Genomic DNA, 20,136 nt, shown 5'->3' with positions numbered 1-20,136 from the left:
TGCGCGAATCGGCCCTGGTGGGTGCAGCCTGCCGTCAGGACAGCAGCGAGTAGATCAATGCCGTAATCGCAACCAAGCCCACTGCGGTGACAAACACGTTGGAGGCCTGCCCACGGTACTTGGCCATGGCCGGCACTTTACGGATCGCGTACATCGGCATCAGGAACAGGATCGACGCGATGATCGGGCCGCCCAGTGTTTCGATCATGCCAAGGATGCTCGGGTTAAGCGTGGCGACGATCCAGCACACCACCAGCATGAACGCAGCGGTCATGCGGTCCAGCGCCTTGGCTGCCGGGCGGCGACCGGTTTTAAGCACCAGGCCCTTGAGGCCTTCGCTGGCACCGATGTAGTGGCCCAGGAATGACTTGGCAATCGCCACGAATGCAATCAATGGCGCGGCGAAGGCGATGGTCGGGTTGTCGAAGTGGTTGGCCAGGTACGACAGGATCGACAGGTTCTGCGCTTTCGCTTCGGCCAACTGCGCCGGCGACAGGGTCAGCACGCAGCTGAACACGAAGAACAGCACCATCACCACCATCAACAGGTGCGCACGGGACAGGATCTGCGAACTGCGCTCATCGGCATTGGCGCCGTACTGGCGCTTCTGGTCAACCGCGAACGCCGAGATGATCGGCGAATGGTTGAACGAGAACACCATCACCGGAATCGCCAGCCACAGCGTGTTGAGCAACGCCGACGGCGCCGGCACCTCGCTGGCGGTGCTGAGGATGCCGCCGGTCCAATGCGGGACCAGGTACACCGCCAGGAACAGCAAGGCGACGATAAACGGATAGACCATCAGGCTCATCGCCTTGACGATTACTTGTTCGCCGCAACGCACCACCGCCAACAACCCCAGAATCAGCACAAATGCCAGGATCGCCCGCGGCGGCGGCAGGATGTGCAGTTGGTGTTCCATGAAGCTGCTGACGGTGTTGGTCAGCGCCACGCTGTAGATCAGCAGGATCGGGAAGATGGCAAAGAAGTACAACAAGGTGATCAACGCACCGGCTTTGAGCCCGAAATGCTCTTCAACCACGTCGGTAATGTCGGAACCTTCGCGGCCGGACAGTACGAAACGGGTCAGCCCACGGTGGGCAAAGAAGGTCATCGGAAATGCCAGCAGCGCCAGGATCACCAGTGGCCAGAAGCCCCCCAGGCCCGCGTTGATCGGCAAAAACAAAGTACCGGCGCCGATGGCGGTGCCGAACAGCCCAAGCATCCAGGTGGTGTCCTGGCGGCTCCAGCTTGTGAGGGTTGCAGGTGTCGTTGCATAGCGTTCGTCGACGCTATTGGCCTGATCATTCATCCGGTCGGATCTCCGCATTTTCACGGCCGGGGCGAGTCAGAAAAACCTGACAGGCAGCGCCCCGACCATAACAGGGGCGCGATTGTCCGGGATTCTTGTGAATAAGCAAAGACTTAGCAGAGGAATGGTTAGCCGCGGCAGGCGTGCACGGACAGCATTGGCTGCGGTTTGTGAACACTGAGGAGTCGCGTAAACACGGCACATACACAGCGCGCATCCCTTTAGGAGTTCGAGCTTTTCAAGAAATACCCTACAGCACGACAAGACACTGCCCGCATCTAAATTATATTTTCACTAAAACACCACTTTAACTGTTACAGGAACATTCATAGCCATTGAGCAAACTCAACCCGCCAACCTAATATCCCCCACGCACTTGAGGTAAACACTTACTGAGTTCACGGGGGTTATATATGCGAAGACTCACTGTCGTATTTGCCGGTCTGCTTCTGGCAGGGATATTCAACCCGCCCAATAGTCATGCACAACCAGTGGAGCCTGAACGGGATATCCGCGCACTGGCGTCCTCGCCTCAATGGTTAACCACCAAGGTCTATATCGAGGGGGAACCGGATAAAGACGTCAAGGCAAACTACCCCGGCGTGGTCGGCATATCGATGTGGGACCCTCAACGAAATCGCTATGAGTTCTTTTACACCGAGACCGGTCGATCAAAGTACGCGGATGGCGGTGGCGGGTATTTCCTGATCACGGGCGACAGGAAAACCCACATTCTGGTGCCTGACGTGGGACCTGTCAGAACGGTTGTCAGGCGCCTGGAAAAGCTGGACAACAGCGAATTCACCTACTCTCGGGAAGTACCACGCGACAGCGTAGCCAACCAGCCGACGGTTCGCATATATGTGGTGCACGCCCCTTACAAAGGGCCCCTAAAGACAGCCATGTCCAACTAACCAACTTCACGCGCCGCATTGAAATACCGGACTAACTCGTTCTATAAAAACAACAAACAAGGTACCCAACCATGAACATACATAAACCCGGCAAGTCACTGTTATTACCTGCTCTGCTTACGACCCTCCTGCTTCCAAGCATGGTCATCGCACAAACCAACACAACTTCCAGCACCAAACACATTGCCGCCACGGCCGACAACGCCGTCATGTTGACCGTCTTCCTTAAACACGATCAGTCACGCCCGTTAAGTGCGTTGAAGACCCAACTGGCCCAGCAGGAATTTCACAAGGTATTCCCGCCCGCCGGCGTGGAAGTCGTCAGTTGGAATATCACCATGGGCATCGGACAGGTCATCGTCCTGCGCCTTCCGGCCTCGCGCTTGGCTGAGGTCAATTTAGCAATCGAAAACACCGCCTGGGGCGTCTACAATACAGAATTCTTCCCCACCTATGATTTCATGCCGATAGCACAGGCAGCGCAAATCAAGGCGCGACAGGCTGACGCGACGCAATAGGCGTTCTCACGGCTGGACGACTGTGTCTCATGCGACAGATGACTTCCTTAACGCCGTGAAAAACCCCCATTAGCGCGCCAAAAGACTCGACGCCCCCGTTGACAGTCGCGCGCACACGCCAGCATGATCGGGCCATGAACTTTATTCAGCGCCCCCTCACCCGCACCACCACCACGACCGCTTATGGCGGGTCGTGCGGTTGCTGTGGGTGCGTGAACTAGAGCCCCCCAGAAACAACCCAAGGCCCCGCCAGTAATGGACGGGGCCTTTTTATTGCTCCGCCCGCTGGCCACTGCAAGGAGCAAGACCATGGCAAACGCCCTGCTGATTATCGATATGCAAACCGGTTTATACGATGGGCCGGAGAAACCCTTCGAGCGCGAACGGGTGCTCGACACCATCAACCACCTTATTCATCGCGCCCGCAGCGCCAACGCAGCGATCTTTGTTGCCCGGCACACTGGCCCGGCAGGCTCGCCGATTGAAGCCGGCAGCCCGCTCTGGCAGCTGTGGCACGGCCTGGACGTCGACGAAGCGCGCGACCACCTGTTCAATAAAACCCGGCCCAGTTGCTTCCTGGGGACCGATCTGGCGAATCAGTTGGCCGCCGCGCAGGTCAATGAGCTGGTGATTGTCGGGATGAAGACCCAGTTCTGCATCGACACCACTTGCCGAGTGGCGGCGGAGCTGGGGTTTTCGGTGGTATTGCCGCAGGACGGCCATACTTGCATGGACACGCCGGCGTTGTCGGCCGAGGCGATCATCGCGCATCACAATGCGACCTTGGCCGGGGCATTCGTGAAGCGGGTGACAGCGCAGACTATTGAGTTCCAGTGATACCAAGGCGGGATTTTTTGTGACTGAACAAAACGTTCTGTCTTACAAATCGCGCATACTTATCCTCTCAAACCCTTCAGGAAGAGCCTTCCGATGCCCACCACTGTTCTGGTCCTGGTTGAAACCATCAACGAATACCTGCAAATCATTGAGAGCAACGACTTTCATGTGATTCTGGCGCCGACGCCAGCCGAGCGCGCCCAGGCGATCAAGGCTCATGGTGGGCAGATCAAGGCGGTGCTGACCCGTGGGCCGTTGGGCTTGTATGCCGAGGAAATCGCTGCGCTGCCGCTGCTGGAGATCATCTGCGTGATCGGCGCCGGCTACGAGCATGTGGACCTGCAGGCGGCGAGCAATCGCGGGATTGTTGTGACCAACGGCGCGGGCGTGAACGCACCGTCGGTGGCCGACCACGCCATGGCGTTGCTGCTCTCGCTGGTGCGCGGCATTCCGCAAACGGATGCCGCTGTGCGGCGCAGCGAATGGCCCAAGGTGATGCGCCCTTCCCTGGGCGGCAAACACCTGGGCATTCTCGGCCTTGGCGCGGTGGGCATGGAAATCGCCAAGCGCGCCGCCCTCGGGTTCGGCATGGAGGTGAGTTACCACAACCGCCAGCCCCGCGATGACGTCGACTACACCTATTGCGCAACGGCCGTGGAGCTTGCGCGCACATCGGACTTCCTGATCCTGGCGACACCCGGCGGCGCAAGCACCCGTCACCTGATTGATCGCCACGCCCTGGACGCCCTCGGCCCGCACGGTTACCTGGTGAACATCGGGCGCGGCAGTGTGGTCGTGACCGCAGACCTGGTGGCCGCCCTGGAGCAGCGGCGTATCGGCGGCGCCGCGCTGGACGTGTTTGACGATGAGCCAAAAGTGCCCGACGCCCTCAAACGCCTGAGCAACACCGTGCTCACCTCCCATGTGGCCGGGCTGTCCCCGGAAGCGGCCCATGACACCGTGCAGCGCGTGGCCGACAACCTGGTGGAATACTTCGCGGGCCGCCCCGTGCTGACCCCCGTTACCTTGCCACCACGCAACTAGTAGCGATTAGCCAGCGCCTGCGCAAAACCTGACTACACTGTTGTCGGGGATGCTCAGGACGTCGGTGCATGACCGGCGAAGGAACGCACAATGTTTGGCCATGGACTCGGCCCGGCCCGCCAACGCGGGGCCATCGGTCTGGTGGGCGCAGTGACCCTTGGGATCGCATTGTTGTTTGTGTTGCTGGTGGTCGACAGCGGTCGTTTGTACCTGGAGAAGCGCAAGTTACAACGTGTGGCCGATACCGCGGCACTGGAAGCGGTGAGCCGCGGCGGCACCTGCGCGGCGCCGAATAACAATGCCGCGCAATTTGCCACGCAAAGCGCGGAACGCAACAACTTCAAAGTCGATGCCGATCGCACGCTGGCAATCGCCTGCGGCACCCTGGCCACAGGGGCAGACTTCATGCGCACCTTCAGCGCCGACCCCACCAAGGCCGACGCCATCCGGGTCATCGCCACCCATCGCGTCGCCACCAGCATCGGCGACGCCATCCACACATTGTTCTCGGCGCGAACCCTCAGCCAGACCTCGCTTCTGAGCGCCACGGCGGTCGCCGCCGCACCCGCGCCGCCTGTGGCGACGCTGACCGTTCGCAGTACCTTGCTGACGGTGGACAGCACCAAATCGGCGGCACTCAACGGCTTGATCGGCGGCTTGCTGGGGGGCAAATTGCAGATCGATGCAGTGGGCTGGAAAGGCTTGATCAACACCGACATCAGCTTGCTCAGCTATCTGGACGCGTTGGCCATCCGCCTCAACGTCAGCGCCGGCAACTACGACCAGTTGCTCAAGACCGACGCGACCGTCGGCCAGTTGATCCAGGCCGCCATCGATGTGCTCAAGCTGGGCGGTAATGCGGTCCAGGTGGTGATCAATAACCTCGAAGCAATCAAGCTGATTGCCCCAGGCACGCAGATCCTGCACCTGGGCGACCTGATCAATATACAAAACGGCACGGACAAGAGCGCCCTGGACGTCAACCTGCAACTGTTCAACCTGATTCAGGGCTTTGTGCAGCTGTCCAACAAAGCCAGCGCGGTGGCCGTCGAGTTGCCGGTGGACGTACTGGGGCTGCTGAATATCACGGTGAAGACACGTGTCATCGAACCCGCGCAAATTTCTGCGATTGGCAACCCGCAGTTGATCGACACCCAGCCGATTTTTGTGCGGACCGCGCAAGTCCGCACCTGGATTTCCTTGAAGTTGCCCGTCATCGACGTGCTCAACAAAGTGATCGGTCTGGTCACCGATGTGGTGGGCTTGCTGCTGGGCAGCTCACTCGACCCGGTGCCGGGCACGCAAATCGACATCGCCCTCGAAGCTGCCAGCGGGAGCAGTTACGTCACCGGCTACCGCTGCAACGGCCCCGCCGACAAATCATTGGCCGTGACAGGCAGCACGTCGGCGGTGAGATTGATGGTGGGCCAGATAGATCCGAAAAACCTGTTCTCCTCCACCGAAACCCTCAAAGTCGACGACTTTGCGCTGCTCGACCTCGGCGTCAAAAAATGCAGCCGGGGCGTGTGCGAGCCCAGGCAACCCTACGCAGTCGGCGGCCTCAGCCTGAGGGTCGACAGCAGCGTGGCCAAGACCACCCGCGACCATGTCTACGTGGCGCCTGCGGAGGTGAAGCAGCCGCCGAGCTATTACAGCTTCAGTTCCACTAACGTCATCGGCAGCCTGAGCAACACCCTCAACGGTATCCGGTTAACCAGCCACACACCGACGCTCGACGGGTTGCTGGGCTTAGTGCTCGGCCTGGTGGTCGGCATACTGACCGAGGTGCTGAACCTGCTCAGCGGTGTCATTTCAAGCGTGCTCAGCCCATTGCTCGACCCACTGGTCAACAGCCTGCTCGCCGGCCTGGGCATCGACCTGGCAAAAGTCGAAATAGGTGCCAACCTGTCCTGCAACCCCGGTGGCCGGGCGATGCTGGTGATTTGAACACATCAAGCCCGCTGATCATCATCCAACACGCTAACCTATTAAGCCGCCCCGACCTTGTCGCTGGGCGGCGGTGCGCATTAGATTAGCCAATAGTCCAAGGCCTTTAGAATAAGCAGAAGGGATAAGCATGGCGCTTAACGACCAATCGACCCAGATTCGCCCAGGCGAAGAACTTGATGCCAGCCTGATCGATCCCTACCTCAAGGCCCACATTCCGGGCTTGAGCGGCGCGGTTAACATCAGCCAGTTCCCCGGTGGCGCGTCGAACCTGACTTACCTGCTCGAATACCCAGGCCAGGAATTCGTGCTGCGGCGCCCGCCGTTTGGCCACAAGGCCAAGTCTGCCCATGACATGGGCCGCGAGTACCGCATTCTCAACCAGCTGAAAGACGGCTTTCCCTATTGCCCCAAAGCCTATGTGCATTGCACCGATGAGTCGGTGATCGGCGCCGAGTTCTATGTGATGGAACGGGTCAACGGGATTATTCTGCGCTCCGACCTGCCGCCTGAGCTGGGCCTGGATGCGGCCAGGACCGAAGCCCTGTGCAAAAGCTTTATCGACAAGTTCGTTGAACTGCACCAGGTCGATTACAGCGCCTGCGGCCTGGCCGACCTGGGCAAGCCTGAAGGCTACGTAGAGCGCCAGATTCGCGGCTGGAGCGACCGCTACGAAAAAGCCCTGACCCCCGATGCCCCAAGCTGGGAAGCGGTGCGTGCATGGCTCAACGACAAGATGCCGGCCGACCACCCCACCTCCAGCATCGTGCACAACGACTACCGCTTCGACAATGTGATCCTCGACCCCGACAACCCGATGCAAATCATCGGCGTGCTCGACTGGGAACTGACCACGTTGGGCGACCCGCTGATGGATTTGGGCAACACCCTCGCCTATTGGATCGAAGCCGCTGACCCGGCGCCCGTGCAACTGATGCGCCGCCAGCCGAGCAACGCCCCCGGCATGCTCACGCGCCGTCAGTTCGTCGATTACTACGCCGAGCGCGCCGGCATCCGGATCGACAATTTCGATTTCTACTACACCTACGGCCTGTTCCGCCTGGCCGGTATCGTGCAGCAGATCTATTACCGTTTTTTCCACGGCCAAACCCAGGACAAACGCTTTGCGCAGTTCATTCATATGAACAAGCTGCTGGAGCAAATGAGCCTGAATGTCATCGACAAATCCGCCCTCTGAAGGAAACCTTATGTCCAAGACTCACCTGTTCGACCTCGACGGCAAGATTGCGTTTGTTTCCGGCGCCAGCCGCGGTATCGGTGAAGCCATCGCCAAGCTCCTCGCCCAGCAAGGCGCCCATGTCATCGTCTCCAGCCGCAAACTGGAAGGCTGCCAGCACGTGGCCGATGCGATCATCGCCGCAGGCGGCAAGGCCACGGCCGTGGCCTGCCATATCGGCGAAATGGAACAGATCACCGAGGTGTTCGCCGGCATCCGCGAACAGTTCGGGCGCCTGGATATCCTGGTCAACAATGCTGCGACCAACCCGCAGTTCTGCAACGTGCTCGACACCGACCTCGGTGCGTTCCAGAAGACGGTTGACGTCAACATTCGCGGCTACTTCTTCATGTCCGTGGAAGCCGGCAAACTGATGCGCGCTAACGGCGGCGGCAGCATCATCAACGTGGCGTCGATCAATGGTATTTCCCCAGGCGTATTCCAGGGTATCTACTCGGTGACCAAGGCCGCGGTGATCAACATGACCAAGGTGTTCGCCAAGGAATGCGCCGAATTCGGCATCCGTTGCAACGCCCTGCTGCCCGGCCTGACCGACACCAAGTTCGCCTCGGCGCTGGTGAAGAATGACGCGATCCTAAAAATGGCTCTCGCGCAGATCCCGCTCAAGCGCGTGGCGGACCCGAGCGAAATGGCCGGCGCAGTGCTGTTCCTGGCCAGCGATGCCTCCAGCTACACCACCGGCGTATCACTGAATGTGGACGGTGGTTTCCTGTCCTGACCGCCCGGAACCACCAACTCCCCAGGAGGGCTGGCACGCCCGCGACAGCGGCGTGCCAGCCATTGGATTGACCGGCACAGCGCGATCATGCACGAGCTTGAAGCCGGTTGATTCAGGGGCGCGTGAACTGTTGGCGTAGCGCTTCGATGCGAGGTCGGCAGGCACACCCTTCCAAGTGGTCATTGACCATGCCCATGGCCTGCATCAGCGCATACATCGTGGTCGGGCCGACAAAGGTCCAGCCGCGCTTCTTCAAGGCTTTCGACAAACGCACCGACGCCGGTGATGTCGGGTTGCCTGTCCAGTACGCCATGTCCACCACCGGTGGGCGCTCCTCATCAGCCGGTTCAAATGCCCACAGCCAGCGCGCCAGCGAGCCGGTTTCCTCCACCAGTTCACACGCTCTGCGCGCATTGTTGATGGTCGAGACGATCTTCGCGCGGTTGCGCACAATGCCCGGGTCATTCAGCAGCCGCACGATGTCGGCCTCGGTGTATTGCGCCACACGGCGAAAGTCAAAGCCGTCAAACGCGGCGCGGAACTGCGCGCGCTTGCGCAAAATGGTGATCCAGGCCATGCCCGCCTGAAAACCTTCCAGGCAAATCTTCTCGTACAGCTGGGTATCGTCGGCGACAGGCACGCCCCATTCATCATCGTGGTAACGCGGGTACTCCGGCGCCGCTGTGCGCCAGGTGCAGTGGGTCAGCCCCGTGGCATCCGTGGTCAGTCCTGGTTTGTCCATCCATCACCTCGCGTAACAAGCGGTGGATGATAAGCGAAAATTTTTCCGACCCGCCAACCGCTCAAGCATCGCCATCACCGACCAACTGGTCAGACCGGGACCGGTCAAACCGCGAATATTTACTTGTGATTTCAAAAAAACCGAGCGTAGACTGGCCGCGCACTGGACTTACCGGTAAGACCACAACAATTAAGCCCTGGAACCACCAGGGCACCGAATAGAGATCCCTCCCATGCTCAGATGGTGCTCGCGTTCGATTTTCCTGCAAGTCGTGATTGGCCTGATGCTCGGCATCGTCTGCGGCCTCGCCCTCCCCGAATTCTCCTCACAACTCAAACCCCTGGGTGACGGCTTTATCAAGCTGATCAAGATGCTGATTGGCCTGATCGTGTTTTGCGTGGTGGTCAGTGGTATTTCCGGGGCCGGTGACTTGAAGAAAGTCGGACGCATCGGCCTCAAGTCGGTGATCTATTTTGAAGTACTGACCACCGTCGCCCTGGTGATCGGCCTGATCATGGCCTTCAGCACCGGCATCGGCACCGGCGCCAATATCCACCTGGAGCAGTTGTCCTCGGCCGGCCTGAATGAACTGGCCGACAAGGGCCAACATATCCGCGGCACCAGCCAGTTCCTGATGGAGCTGATTCCCAACTCGGTGATCGGCGCCTTCGCCGACAACAATGTGCTGCAAGTGCTGCTGTTCTCGGTGCTGTTCGGCAGCGCGCTGAACCTGGTGGGTGAGGCCGCTTCCGGGATCTCGCGGCTGATCAACGAGCTGAGCCACGTCATCTTCCGCATCATGGGCATGATCGTACGCCTGGCACCCATCGGCGTGTTCGGTGCCATCGCCTTCACCACCAGCACTTATGGCCTGGATTCGCTGCAACACCTGGGCAGCCTGGTGGGTTTGTTCTACCTGACCTGCTTTGCCTTTGTCGGGCTGGTGCTGGGCCTGGTGATGCGCCTGTCCGGTCTGCGCATGCTGCCGCTGCTCAAGTACCTGCGCGAAGAGCTGCTGATCGTGATGGGCACTGCGTCGTCCGACGCCGTGCTGCCACAGATCATGCGCAAGCTTGAACACCTGGGCATCGGCAGCTCGACGGTCGGCCTGGTGATTCCCACCGGCTACTCGTTCAACCTCGACGGCTTCTCGATCTACCTGACCCTGGCCATCGTGTTTATCGCCAATGCCACCGGCACGCCGTTGTCGATGACCGACCTGCTGACCATTTTGCTGGTGTCACTGATCACCTCCAAAGGCGCCCATGGGATTCCAGGCTCGGCGCTGGTGATTCTGGCGGCGACCCTCACGGCCATTCCGGCGATTCCGGTGGTGGGCCTGGTGCTGGTGCTGGCGGTGGACTGGTTCATGGGTATCGGCCGCGCGCTGACCAACCTGATCGGCAACTGTGTCGCCACCGTGGCCATTGCACGCTGGGAAAAAGACATCGATATCCAGCGCGCCAACAAGGTGCTGCACGGCGAGCAAGGCTATGCCTTTCAGACCAAGAAGCCGGTGTTGCCGGCGCATCAGGAGTTCTGACCCATTCCATGTGAGAGACCGATCAACTGTGGGAGCGGGCTTGCTCGCGAATACGGAGTGTCAGTCAGCCTATTATTTAGCTGACACAACGCCGTCGCGAGCAAGCCCGCTCCCACAGTTTGATCGTCGCCAGTTTGGCCACCGTATTTGCACTATCAAGGAGACGTAGACGTGATCAGCACCTCAACCGTCGTCAACTCAGTCGTCGAAAAACTGCGCGCCGCCCTGGCGCGGGGCCAGTGGCGGCGTGGCGAAATGCTGCCCGGCCAGCGCGAACTGGCCGAGCAGATGGGCATCAGCCGCCCGAGCCTGCGTGAAGCCGTGATCGTCCTGGAAACCCTCGGCCTGGTGCGTTCGATGCCGGGCAAGGGCGTGGTAGTGCTGGAAACCAGCCTCAGCGAACCGCAATCGAGCGACGCCGTGGCGGACGCCAGCCTCGAAGACATTCTGCAACTGCGCTACACCCTCGAGCCCTTCATCGTCGGCCTGGTCGCCCAGTCCATCAGCAGCAAGGAAGTCGGCCAACTGCGCCTGACGCTCATGGACATGCGCGAAGCCCTGGATGCAGGCGATGCCGAAGCGGGCATGAACGCCTACATCGGCTTCCACGAAGAACTGTTCGCCCTCACCTCCAACCCGATCTTCCAGAACGTGGTGCAACAGACCAGCAACGCCCTCAAGCAGAGCGCCCAGGTGTTGCGTAACTCACCCGAACACCTGGCCGAACGTCTGCAGGAAAACGAGGCCGTGGTGCGCGCGATCCGCAACAAGAACAGCGCCCTGGCAAGTGCCGAAATGCGTCGGCACATCCTCCAGGAAGGCCTGCGCATGGGCATTCGCTTGAACATCCCGGACGACCATCTGGGCAGCTGACTTTTTTGGAGACAGGCCATGACCGCTCACGCGCTGCACCGCAAATCAGTCTTCACCGCCCTGCCCGCGATGCGCCTGGTAGCCGGTAAAAAGCCGTCGGTGGAAGACATCTACCCGCGCCTGTTCGACGCCATTCTGGAACAACGCATCGCCCCCGCCAGCCGTTTTACCGAAGAAAGCCTCGGCGAAACGTTTGGTGTCAGCCGCAGTGTGATTCGCCGGGTACTGGCAAAGCTGTCGCACCAGCAAGTCATCATTCTGCGCCCCAACCAGCGCGCCCAAGTGGCCGCGCCGGACGCCCTGCAAACCCAACAGATTCTGGAAGCGCGGCGCCTGACGGAAATCACCGTGGTGCAACTGGCCTGTGCGCACGCCACACCGACGCAGGTTCGCCACTTGCGTGAGCTGATCGCTCGCGAACGTGAGTGCATCGATCGCGATCAACGCGGGCCGGCGATTCGCCTGTCCGGGGAGTTCCACCTGCAATTGGCCGCGATGGCGCGCAATGCGCCCCTGGCGCAGTTTCTCAACAGCCTGGTGCCGCTAACCTCGCTGATCATTGCCCAATATGAGGCGCACGCCTGCACTTACTGTGCGTGGCAGGAGCACGCAGCCATTGTCGACGCGGTCGAGCAACAGGATGCGCACAGCGCAGTCAGCCTGATGACGCGGCATCTGGATCACCTGGAAACCAAGCTACTGAACCGCGATACGTTTGCGAAAAAGCCGACATAATCGGTTATGGCTGAGCGGCAGAATGCATTCATCCCTTAGCTAACGCCTTACACACGGATGAATACTGCCATGCGAGCCTTCACCTCTACCTTGTTCGCTGCCCTTTTCGCGCTACCTCTTCATGCCGACGCACAGGCAGGCGACGCGTCAGGTTTTGGCGCGGCGATCATCACCCCAGCGCGCCCAGTGTGGTTGCTCGAGCAACCCTACGCAGACAGCCCGAAGCTCACCGCACGCACCGTCGGGGTCAGCGCCTACGGCGGCTTTCACGTCAAGGCCAGCCTGGAGATCAGCTGTTACCCGCAGAACCCGCTGGCCAGCCTTGCGCTGCAGATCGCCCCGCAGTCACTCGGTTTCGACAGCGATCCGTTTGAGGGTAAAGACGCCAGCGCAAACGGTCCGTTGCGTGTTACCACCGGCACACGCGCAAGCATCGAACTCCCGGTAAATGGGGTTTGGACTGACGGCGGGGCTTTCCAGATCGGTACACTCTTTGTGCTCAGCGCCGCTGTTCCGCCCGCTGAATTAGCCTACTGGCTCAGCGATGCTTCACAGGGCCAAACACTGACCCTGTCGCTGGCACCTGCCACAGCAGGTGCAGCGCCGTTGACCGCAACGTTCGTACTCCCAGAAAACAACACCGGGTTGAACAAAATCCTCCGAGCTTGCCGGGGTGTCGCCAGCGCGACGCTGCGCTAGTTTTTGCGCGCAAACCACTGTGGGAGCTGGCTTGCCTGCTCCCACAATTAATCCAGGTGTTGGGTAAATCGGCCGCCAACAAAAAGCCCCCGTATCTCACGATACGGGGGCTTTGGTTTTACCGCGGGATCAAGCCGGCGCGAGCACCGACTGGCCGCTCAATGCCAGGTCCAACAACTCACGGTTAGCCACCGCGTACATGGCGTAGTCCGTGCCAACCGCTGCACGAATTTCCACCATCATTGCACGCCAGCGATCGGCCATGTCCTGGTGCTGCTCAAGCCACAGGGCCACGCGGGCTTCCATGTCTTGTGGCGCATCGGCCATTTGCAGGACCGCGATGGTGATCGCCCGTTGCTGCCAGTCCACATCGTCGCGGAACGCTTCGCGTGCCTGGGCCTGCCAGTTGTTGGCCACCGGCAGATCGCTGATCTGCTGCAGGTACCACGGCAAGTCCAGGGCACTGCCCACGGCGAAGTAGGCCTTGGCCACTTCAGCGGCGTCATGCCCGGTGACGTCGGCGGCTTCGATGATCGGCAGCAAGGTGTACAGGTGAGTCGTGCCTGCAACCATGCGCGCCAACAACTCCGGCACGCCGGCTTCGGTGTAGGCCTGGTAGCGGTTCTGCCAGCCTTCGCGGGTCGGGCCTTCCAGCAGTTCGTCGAGCTTGAGGCCCAGCGCGGCCAGGTGTGGACCGAAATGCGCGGTGTCACGGCCAGCGTCCTGCTCGTTGCGACGGCTGCGCAGGAACCAGCGCGTAGCACGGCGGCCCAGGCGCATCAGCTCGTCCATCAGCTCCAATTGCACGTCGGCGGAGACCTGGTGGTCCAGGGCTTCGATCTGACGGAACCAGTGCGGGAGATGGAAGATGTCACGCACAATCACATACGCGCCCGCTACGTTCGCCGGGCTCATGCCGGTCGACTCTTTGAGTCGTTGAACGAAAGTGATGCCCATGTGGTTCACCAGGTCGTTGGCGATCTGGGTGCTGACGATCTCACGCTTGAGGCGGTGGCGACGCATGGCCTCACCGAACTTGGCGACCAGGCTCGGTGGGAACGCGGTTTCCATGTCACGGGTCAGGTAGTCGTCATCCGGCACCAGCGACTTGAGCAGTGCTTCCTTGAGGTCGATCTTGCTGTAGGAGATCAACACCGACAGCTCCGGACGGGTCAGGCCCTTGCCGGTCGCGGCGCGCTCGGAGAGCTGCTCCTCGGTCGGCAGGTACTCGATGGCGCGGTCCAGCTTGCCACGGCCTTCCAGGTCGCTCATCAGGCGCTTGTACTCAGCGGCGCGCTCGTAGGCTTTACGGGCGGCCAGCGACAATGCCTGGGTTTGCTTGTAGTTGTTGCCCAACACCAGGTTGCCGACTTCGTCGGTCATGCTCGCCAGCAGCTGGTTGCGCTGCTTGTCGGTCATGTCACCGGCCTGCACCACTTCGTTGAGCAGGATCTTGATGTTCACTTCGTGGTCGGAGCAGTCCACGCCACCGGCGTTGTCGATGAAGTCGGTGTTGGAACCGCCGCCATTGAGGCCGAATTCCACACGGCCCAGCTGCGTCATGCCGAGGTTACCGCCCTCGCCCACGACCTTGCAGCGCAGCTCGTTGCCGTTGACGCGCAGCGCGTCGTTGGCCTTGTCGCCCACGTCGGCATGGCTTTCGGTGCTGGCCTTGACGTAAGTACCGATGCCGCCGTTCCACAACAGGTCCACTGGCGCCTTGAGCAAGGCATTCAGCAGTTCGGTCGGGGTCAGCTTGTCGGCCTGGATGTCGAAGCGTTCTTTCATCTGTGGCGAGATGGCAATGCTCTTCGCGCTGCGCGAGAAGATACCGCCGCCTTCGGACATGATGCTGGTGTCGTAGTCGGTCCACGCCGAACGCGGCAGCTCGAACATGCGCTGACGCTCGACGAAGCTGGTCGCCGGGTTCGGGTTCGGGTCGATGAAGATGTGCAAGTGGTTGAAGGCCGCGACCAGTTGCAGCTTGTCGGACATCAACAGGCCGTTACCGAACACGTCACCGGCCATATCGCCGACGCCCACCACCGTGATGCTGTCTTCCTGCACGTTGATGCCGCGCTCACGGAAGTGACGCTGCACACCGACCCACGCACCCTTGGCGGTGATGCCCATTTTTTTGTGGTCGTAACCGGCAGAACCACCGGACGCGAACGCATCGCCCAGCCAGAAGCCGTAGTCGATGGCGATACCGTTGGCGATGTCGGAGAAGGTCGCAGTGCCCTTGTCCGCAGCCACAACCAGGTACGGATCATCGTCGTCATGCCGCACCACGTTGACCGGCGGCACAAGGGCGCCGTCTTTCAGGTTGTCGGTGATGTCCAATAGGCCGGAAATGAAGATGCGGTAGCAGGCGATGCCCTCGGCCGCGATCTCGTCCCGGCTGCCGCCCAATGGCAGGCGTCGTGGCAGGAAGCCGCCCTTGGCGCCCACCGGCACGATCACTGAGTTCTTCACTTGCTGGGCTTTTACCAGGCCGAGCACTTCGGTGCGGTAATCCTCTTCACGGTCGGACCAGCGCAGGCCGCCGCGCGCGACGTTACCAAAGCGCAGGTGCACGCCTTCGACACGCGGCGAGTACACGAAGATTTCAAACTTCGGCACCGGCTTGGGCAGCTCGGGAATGGCGCGCGGGTCGAACTTGAAGCTGAAGTACGACTTGTTCTGGCCGTTGGCGTCAGTCTGGTAGAAGTTGGTACGCAGCGTGGCCTTGATCAGGTCCAGGTAGCGACGCAGGATGCGGTCTTCGTTGAGCACCTGAACGTCGTCCAGGGCGGTGAGGATCGCTTGTTCCAGACGTTGCTGCTTGTCTTCCAGGTCATCGGCGGTGAGCTTGCGCGCCAGGTAGAAGCGGGTCTTGAACAACCGGGTCAACTCGCGGGCGATGTCGGTGTGGTTGTTCAGGGTGCTGGCGATGTAACCCAGGTCGAAGCCCAGGCGGATCTGCTTGAGGTAACGCGCGTAAGCACGCAGCAAAGCCACGTCGCGCCACGGCAGGCCGGCGGTCAGCACCAGGCGGTTGAACGCATCGTTTTCGGCATCGCCGTGAACGATGTGCACGAACGCGTCCTGCAGGGTGTCGTTGAGCTGCTGGATATCCAGGTTCACGCCTTCGGCGGCGATGAACGCAAAGTCATGGATCCAGAACTCGCGGCCATTGGCATGGCGCAGGCGGTACGGGAACTCACCCAGCACGCGCAGGCCGAGGTTTTCCAGGATCGGCAAGACGTCCGACAACGCCAGCGGCGTATCGGCGTGGTAGAGCTTGCAATGCAGCTCGCGTTGGCCGGAGACCTGACCCAGCGGTTGGTAGAAGCTCATCACCAGCGGGTTGGCTTCGGTCAGGCTGTTCAGGTGCTGCATATCGACCACTGCCGAATGCGCAGCAAAACGCTCGCGGTAACCGGCGGGGAAGCCTTTCGGGAAATCCGCCAGCACGTTGGTGCCTTGGGCTTCGCCGAAGCTTTCCACGACCAGGCTGGAGTAGTCGTCCTGCCAGCTGCGGCAGGCCTGCACCACTTCTTTTTCGAGTTGCAGCGGGTCAATGGCGATGCGGTTCTTCGGGTCAACCCGCAGAATCAGTTGCACACGGGCCAGCACGGATTCGGAGAAGAAGGTCCAGAACTCGCAGTCCGAGGCTTTCAGGCGATCCATCAGCACTTGCTGGATCTTCTGGCGCACTTCGGTGGAATAAATGTCACGTGGCACGTAGGCCAGGCAGTAGCAGAAACGACCGTAGGGGTCTTTGCGCAGGAACACGCGGATCTTGTTGCGTTCCTGGATCTGCACGATCGACATCACGGTGCTGAACAGCTCGTCGACCGGGGTCTGGAACAGGTCATCGCGCGGCAGCACTTCAACGACTTGTGCCAGTTCCTTGCCCAGGTGAGCCTTGGCCTGGAAGCCCGAACGGCGTTCGATTTCCGCAACCTTGCGGCGGATATAAGGAATCACCCGCACGCTTTCGCCGTACACCGAAGAGGTGTAGAGGCCCATGAAGCGGTGTTCCTTGATGACTTTGCCGTCGGCGCTGATCTCGCGGATCGACACATAGTCCGGATAAGCCGGGCGATGCACGCGGCTTGGGTGCGCGGCCTTGGCGAACGACAGCACAACCGGCTCGTTCAGGTAAGCCACGGCGTAGTCTTCGATACGCAGGTCTTCGGCGGTGAGGCCGGCACGCAGCAGCTTGGTCAGACCGAGGAAGGAATTGGCGTCATATTCGATATGACCGCCATCCGCCCCGTCACGTACCACGAACTCTTCATAGCCGAGGAAGGTGAAGTGGTTGCCCACCAGCCATTCCAGGAAGCTTTTGATCTCGGCTTTTTCTTCGCCGTCGATGCTGAACTGGCTCGCATCAATGCCGGCCAGCAGGTCCTGGACCTTGGCTTTCATCGGCTCGAAATCGGCCACGGCCACGCGCACTTCGCCCAGCACTTGCTCAAGCTCTTTGCTCAGCACGTTCAGTTCGGCGGCATTGGCGCAGCGGTCAATTTCCAGGTACATCAGCGATTCTTGCAGGATGCCTTCGCCCTGGGTGCCCTTAGGCAGGATTTCCAGCAGCTCGCCCTTGTTGCCACGGCGCACGCTGAGAACGGTGGTCTGCAGGGTGTGGATGCTGTAACCGCGACGGTTCAGCTCGGTACGGACCGAGTCCACCAGAAAGGGCAGGTCATGGTGCAGCACTTCGACGGCGGTATGGGTCGACTGCCAGCCATGACGTTCGTAATCGGGGTTGTAGACCCGCACTTGCGGTTGGGTGTGATCAAAGCGCTCAAGCAGGCGCCAGGCAGACAAGGTGCAACCAGCCAGGTCGGAAAGACGACGTTGGGTCAGTTCGTCCAGGGAAATGATGCCGAAAAATTGTTCAGCGAACAGCGCCACTTGTGGCAGTGCCTGTTCACTGATGTGCTGCGCCAGTGCCGCTTGCAGTTGATGCTGGAAGTCGGCCTTGCTGGCTGCGGTGAAGAACGCCATCTGTGGTACTCCGCTTGGGCTTGTTATTGATGGAAGCGTCGCGTGTTATCCCCTTGCGGGGAGACCGTCAGCGCTGTTCGTCGATACGGCTGATAGCACCATAAACGAATCAGGGTGACAGGTGGGTGAAGCTGGACAAGACAATGAGGTCACATACAACGCCCATAAGATAGGCCGCATGCTGGGCGACGGTACGACGGGCAGGTCAGACTCCCGGCACAGGGCACATCCGTTGCGCAGCTTAACGAGTGTAGGAAGACGGCTGCTTGCGATGCTGCGACATATTCGGTCATCGGTACGCAGGCCTGGGGTTACGACTTGAGCAACCCGTATTGTTGCGCAGAAAAACCGGCTATTTTCAGGCCCGTGAGTACCGAAAATGACTGATACAGTCCGTCAAGTCATACCCTGGGTCTGACACAGAATGCAGCACAAAATTCGCCGCAATGGCACAATTGCCCCGCTGCGCCCTCCCCCAAACAGGATTTCCCATGCTGCAACTGAACACCGACGCGCTGATGGCCACCCCGTGCGACGACGAAGAAGACAACATGGCCATGCTGTGCTGCCACGGTAAAAACGGCGAGATGTTCATGCTCACCCGTTACCCGGACGAAGATGAAGTCGAACTGACCTGGGATTACGAGCCGTCGACCCTGGACGGGCTGAAGGTCACGCTGAGCGACACGACGTTGCTGATTGAACTGGCGGCGGGCGATGCCGACGCGCTGGGCGGCAAGGATCAGTTGCAGATCATCCACAGCACCGCCGCGGCGGATTTGGCTGAAGTTGAGGAAACCTTGCAGAACATCCTCAAGGGCACGGGTACGTTCGCCCGAATCTAAGCTGCACCCACGATCAAATGTGGGAGGGGGCCCTCCCACATTGAGCGTGTTCCCATACAAATTTCCTACAAGATTTGCCAAAAATACCCGTCACGCCGTTAGTCGCCACCCCCCTCGATGCATTAAAGTAGGCGCCCCAGGCCCGGCGTTTTTTCTCGACGCCCAGGCTCACCTCTCCAGGAACCGTCATCGATGGAACATCGTGAAGCGCTGCTCGCGCTGCGAACCTTTCTTTCTACGCAGATTCTCGGCCAGGAAAAACTCATCGATCGCCTGCTGATCGCCCTGCTTGCCGACGGCCATATGCTGGTCGAGGGCGCACCAGGCCTGGCCAAGACCAAAGCCATCAAAGAGTTGGCCGAAGGCATCGAGGCGCAGTTCCATCGCATCCAGTTCACCCCCGACCTGCTGCCTGCCGACATCACCGGCACCGAGATCTATCGCCCGGAAACCGGCAGCTTTGTGTTCCAGCAGGGGCCGATTTTCCACAACCTGGTGCTGGCCGACGAAATCAACCGGGCGCCGGCCAAGGTCCAGTCGGCATTGCTCGAAGCCATGGCCGAGCGTCAGGTCAGCGTCGGGCGCAGCACCTACGACTTATCACCGCTGTTTCTGGTGATGGCCACGCAAAACCCTATCGAGCAGGAAGGCACCTACCCCTTGCCCGAAGCCCAGCTCGACCGCTTCCTGATGCACGTCAAGATCGGCTTCCCGGATGCAGCGGTAGAGCGCCGCATCCTGCAACAAGCCCGAGGCGAAGCGCTCAACGGTGAAACCAAGCCCGAACGCCGCGTCAGTCAGCAGGCGATTTTCGCCGCGCGCAAGGAAATCCTCGGCCTGTACATGGCCGATGCGGTGGAGGAATACCTGGTGCAACTGGTGATGGCCACGCGCACGCCGGCCAAGTTCGACCCGGAAATGGCCGAGTGGATCGCCTACGGCGCCAGCCCGCGCGGTTCTATCGCCCTGGACCGCTGCGCCCGCGCCCACGCCTGGCTGGCCGGCCGCGATTTCGTCAGCCCGGAAGATATCCAGGCCGTGCTGTTCGACGTGCTGCGCCACCGCATCATCTTGTCGTTCGAAGCCGAAGCGGCCGGCATTGACCAGGACCGCGTGGTGCAACGCATTCTCGACGTCGTTGCCGTCGCTTGAA

General features: G+C 60.6%; 16 protein-coding genes. 13 read left to right on the top strand and 3 right to left on the bottom strand.

Annotated elements, in window-relative coordinates; all coding sequences use genetic code 11:
- Positions 1-34 precede the first annotated feature (34 nt).
- Positions 35-1,312, bottom strand: a complete 1,278-nt coding sequence (locus tag JFT85_RS00395) for a serine/threonine transporter (protein ID WP_053255786.1) — start codon at positions 1,310-1,312, stop codon at positions 35-37.
- A 413-nt stretch (positions 1,313-1,725) separates the two neighbouring features.
- Between JFT85_RS00395 and JFT85_RS00390 the strand changes: the two genes are divergently transcribed.
- The 7 genes from JFT85_RS00390 to JFT85_RS00360 all read left to right on the top strand — a co-directional run bounded on the left by JFT85_RS00390 (position 1,726) and on the right by JFT85_RS00360 (position 8,548).
- Entirely contained in the window at positions 1,726-2,226 is a 501-nt protein-coding gene (locus JFT85_RS00390) for a DUF4822 domain-containing protein (RefSeq protein ID WP_069553383.1), read from the top strand.
- 71 nt (positions 2,227-2,297) lie between these two features.
- A complete protein-coding gene (locus JFT85_RS00385) occupies positions 2,298-2,744 on the top strand; it encodes a hypothetical protein (RefSeq protein ID WP_201228729.1) in 447 nt (148 codons plus the stop codon).
- A 309-nt stretch (positions 2,745-3,053) separates the two neighbouring features.
- Positions 3,054-3,581 (top strand): cysteine hydrolase family protein, encoded by a 528-nt coding sequence (locus tag JFT85_RS00380; protein WP_053255784.1) that lies wholly within the window; start codon positions 3,054-3,056, stop codon positions 3,579-3,581.
- A 93-nt stretch (positions 3,582-3,674) separates the two neighbouring features.
- Positions 3,675-4,625 carry a 2-hydroxyacid dehydrogenase gene (locus tag JFT85_RS00375; protein WP_053255783.1) on the top strand — a complete coding sequence of 317 codons (951 nt, stop codon included), beginning with the start codon at positions 3,675-3,677 and terminating at the stop codon, positions 4,623-4,625.
- 90 nt (positions 4,626-4,715) lie between these two features.
- Complete coding sequence (locus JFT85_RS00370) at positions 4,716-6,572, top strand: pilus assembly protein TadG-related protein (protein ID WP_053255782.1); 1,857 nt, start codon at positions 4,716-4,718, stop codon at positions 6,570-6,572.
- Between the two features lie 130 nt (positions 6,573-6,702).
- Positions 6,703-7,770: a phosphotransferase family protein gene (locus JFT85_RS00365; protein ID WP_053255781.1), complete on the top strand. Its 1,068-nt coding sequence runs from the start codon at positions 6,703-6,705 to the stop codon at positions 7,768-7,770.
- A gap of 10 nt (positions 7,771-7,780) precedes the next feature.
- The gene (locus tag JFT85_RS00360) at positions 7,781-8,548 is read left to right on the top strand and encodes an SDR family oxidoreductase (RefSeq protein ID WP_053255780.1); all 768 of its coding nucleotides are present in this window, start codon (positions 7,781-7,783) and stop codon (positions 8,546-8,548) included.
- Between the two features lie 112 nt (positions 8,549-8,660).
- Here the strand turns inward: JFT85_RS00360 and JFT85_RS00355 are convergent, their stop codons facing one another.
- Positions 8,661-9,290: a DNA-3-methyladenine glycosylase I gene (locus JFT85_RS00355; RefSeq protein WP_053255779.1), complete on the bottom strand. Its 630-nt coding sequence runs from the start codon at positions 9,288-9,290 to the stop codon at positions 8,661-8,663.
- 217 nt (positions 9,291-9,507) lie between these two features.
- Here JFT85_RS00355 and JFT85_RS00350 point away from each other — a divergent pair, with 217 nt between their 5' ends.
- The 4 genes from JFT85_RS00350 (at position 9,508) to JFT85_RS00335 (ending at position 13,140) form a co-directional block, all read left to right on the top strand.
- Complete coding sequence (locus JFT85_RS00350; RefSeq protein WP_232005473.1) at positions 9,508-10,833, top strand: C4-dicarboxylate transporter DctA; 1,326 nt, start codon at positions 9,508-9,510, stop codon at positions 10,831-10,833.
- Positions 10,834-11,004: 171 nt separating this feature from the next.
- Positions 11,005-11,706, top strand: coding sequence for a FadR/GntR family transcriptional regulator (locus JFT85_RS00345; protein WP_053255777.1), 702 nt, complete (start codon positions 11,005-11,007; stop codon positions 11,704-11,706).
- Positions 11,707-11,724: 18 nt separating this feature from the next.
- Positions 11,725-12,441, top strand: coding sequence for a GntR family transcriptional regulator (locus JFT85_RS00340; protein WP_053255776.1), 717 nt, complete (start codon positions 11,725-11,727; stop codon positions 12,439-12,441).
- Between the two features lie 69 nt (positions 12,442-12,510).
- Positions 12,511-13,140 carry a hypothetical protein gene (locus tag JFT85_RS00335; RefSeq protein WP_069553378.1) on the top strand — a complete coding sequence of 210 codons (630 nt, stop codon included), beginning with the start codon at positions 12,511-12,513 and terminating at the stop codon, positions 13,138-13,140.
- A gap of 129 nt (positions 13,141-13,269) precedes the next feature.
- Here the strand turns inward: JFT85_RS00335 and JFT85_RS00330 are convergent, their stop codons facing one another.
- A complete protein-coding gene (locus tag JFT85_RS00330) occupies positions 13,270-18,138 on the bottom strand; it encodes an NAD-glutamate dehydrogenase (protein WP_201228727.1) in 4,869 nt (1,622 codons plus the stop codon).
- Between the two features lie 491 nt (positions 18,139-18,629).
- Here JFT85_RS00330 and JFT85_RS00325 point away from each other — a divergent pair, with 491 nt between their 5' ends.
- Complete coding sequence (locus tag JFT85_RS00325; RefSeq protein WP_069553376.1) at positions 18,630-18,983, top strand: hypothetical protein; 354 nt, start codon at positions 18,630-18,632, stop codon at positions 18,981-18,983.
- 192 nt (positions 18,984-19,175) lie between these two features.
- Positions 19,176-20,135 (top strand): AAA family ATPase, encoded by a 960-nt coding sequence (locus JFT85_RS00320; protein ID WP_003174327.1) that lies wholly within the window; start codon positions 19,176-19,178, stop codon positions 20,133-20,135.
- The last annotated feature ends 1 nt before the right edge of the window (position 20,136 follow it).

It is taken from the genome of Pseudomonas sp. TH04 (assembly GCF_016651355.1).
Lineage (GTDB): Bacteria > Pseudomonadota > Gammaproteobacteria > Pseudomonadales > Pseudomonadaceae > Aquipseudomonas > Aquipseudomonas fluorescens.
This window is presented reverse-complemented; position numbering and strand designations above follow the sequence as displayed.